The organism is Microvirga sp. Mcv34, from assembly GCF_024519725.1.
In the GTDB taxonomy this organism is placed as follows: domain Bacteria; phylum Pseudomonadota; class Alphaproteobacteria; order Rhizobiales; family Beijerinckiaceae; genus Microvirga.
Genome location: NZ_JALJRK010000215.1, coordinates 1 through 1,966, shown reverse-complemented (window position 1 = coordinate 1,966; position 1,966 = coordinate 1). Strand labels below are relative to the sequence as shown.

General features: G+C 63.2%; 1 protein-coding gene and 2 pseudogenes. All 3 read right to left on the bottom strand.

What is annotated here, in order from left to right:
* Window positions 1–55: 55 nt before the first annotated feature.
* Window positions 56–463 (bottom strand): annotated as a pseudogene (locus tag OC446_RS30180) (transposase); the annotation flags it as partial.
* A gap of 380 nt (window positions 464–843) precedes the next feature.
* Window positions 844–1,081: pseudogene (locus tag OC446_RS30175) on the bottom strand (alcohol dehydrogenase catalytic domain-containing protein); the annotation flags it as partial.
* A 169-nt stretch (window positions 1,082–1,250) separates the two neighbouring features.
* The coding region (locus tag OC446_RS30170; protein ID WP_262032560.1) for a DDE-type integrase/transposase/recombinase at window positions 1,251–1,966 on the bottom strand (716 nt) is incomplete at its 5' end.

Here is a 1,966-nt window from a genome sequence, read left to right as displayed (position 1 = left end):
GTCTCACTCACCCGCAACGCAAGACAAAGCCATCCCGGACAGGCGGTCCCCATGATCGTCGTCCCGCGGCCTCGATCCAGGGCCACAGGCCGAGCCTCGCCCCATGCGGACGGCGCACCAGCACGATGTGGGCGGCCTGCACGAACAGGGTCCGCAGGTACTTGTTGCCGCGTTTGGAGATCTTGCCCAGGATCGTGCGGTCACCGGTCGACTCCTGCTTCGGCACCAGCCCGAGCCAGGCGCCGAAGTCCCGCCCCTGCTTGAACCCAGCCCCGGTGCCAACCGCCGCCACGACGGCAGACGAGATGATCGGCCCCACGCCCGGCACACTCATGAGGCGATGGCAGTGCTCGTCTTGCACCGCCAGCGCTTCGATCTCGGCTGACACGGCACCAATGCGCTCGTCGAGCTGACGCCAATCTTCAGCCAAGTCGGCAATGAGGCGAATGATGCGCAGCGACAGGGTCAGGTTCGTGATGTGATGATCCCATTGCATCCGGCAGGAGATGTAGGCCTCGGCACCGGCCTGCCCGTCAGCCGGGATCTCGATCCCCGCCTGCCGCAGCCGAAGAAGGGCAGCGTGGTAGCGTGCTCGCCAGCGGTCTCGGGTCTGCTGATCTGGTTGAGCCTCCCGGTCCAGTGCTCCATGGGGAGGAAGGTGTTCTCCAAGGTGGTGACCAGCATCATTGACGCTTCCCACAGCTGCGCGACGGCTCCTGCCTCCTTCAGCCAGCGGTACTTTTGATCATCCAGGGCGCTCTTGATCAGGCCCACCGTGTCCGATGCGACCAGCGTGGAGGGGACACCGAATGGTATGGGTAACTGAAGCGGAATTAGAACCACGCCGCAGATAATTGTGAACGGACCCACCACCCGGTCGTTGAGCTTGTGCTTGGCCTCAGGCCCGACCTCGACGACCTCCCCCAATCATCTCGTGCCCCAGGACGTCGCCGGGCAGCATCGCTGGGATGAGGTTGTGGAACAGGTGCAGGTCCGAGCCGCAGATGGCGCAGCTCGTCACCTTGACGATGGCGTCGCGCGGTTGCTCGATCTCAGGGTTCGTGACGGTGTCGCAGCGGATATCTTCCTTGCCGTGCTAAACCAAGGCTCGCATGCTTTCCTCCTTCATCCTGCCAAGATGTAGAAGCCCGCGCTTCCGGGAATGCTTCGGACCGAAGGGCATGTCTCTGCGGGGTGGTTTGTCGGATTCAAAAAACCTCAAACGTGAGCGAGCCTGACCACGTGCTAATTTAGTTGTCTGGATGCGAGACCTCCTTGGCGTGAGCGACGACCTGGAGGGCTGGCGGCAAAGCATCTGAATCGGGCGGCTTGTAGCGGCGGTTGGCCAGCTTCGGCTCGGCGGTCAGTCGCCGTTGCACGACCTGTTCAGGTGAGACGCCCTTGAGCACGCGCTGACGTCTCCGGTTGTAGGCTTGGTTGAAGCCCTTGAGCAGCGTCTCCAGATCCCGGTGACTGTAGATGGTGATACCCAGCACCTCGCGCTGTACCCGTCCGTTGAAGCGTTCGACGAGACCGTTGGTTTGCGGCGTGTAGGGTTTGGTCTTGCGATGCTCCACCTTCAGCTTCCGGCAGGCATCCTCAAAGCCATCGGCGGTGAAGCACGAGCCGCGATCGGTCAGCACGTGCGTGACCCTGAAGGGGAAGGCGCGCACCGCCTCGGTCAGGAAAGCGACCGCGCTGGTGGCCAGCTCGTCGTCCTTGACTGCCAGGTGCACCCAGCGCGAGCAGCGGTCGATGGCCACATACAGAAAGCGCTTGCGTCTCTCGCCATTGGCGGTCCGCAGCTTGGGTAAGTGCTTGATGTCGATGTGGATGAAGCCGAGATCGTAATCCTTGAACGTGCCGCTCTTGCGTTTGCGCTGCTGCGCCGGCGGCAGGCGGCCCAGCCCCTCAGCCTTGAGGATGCGGTAGACGGCATCGCGGTTGAGATGCGGCAGGAAGTGCG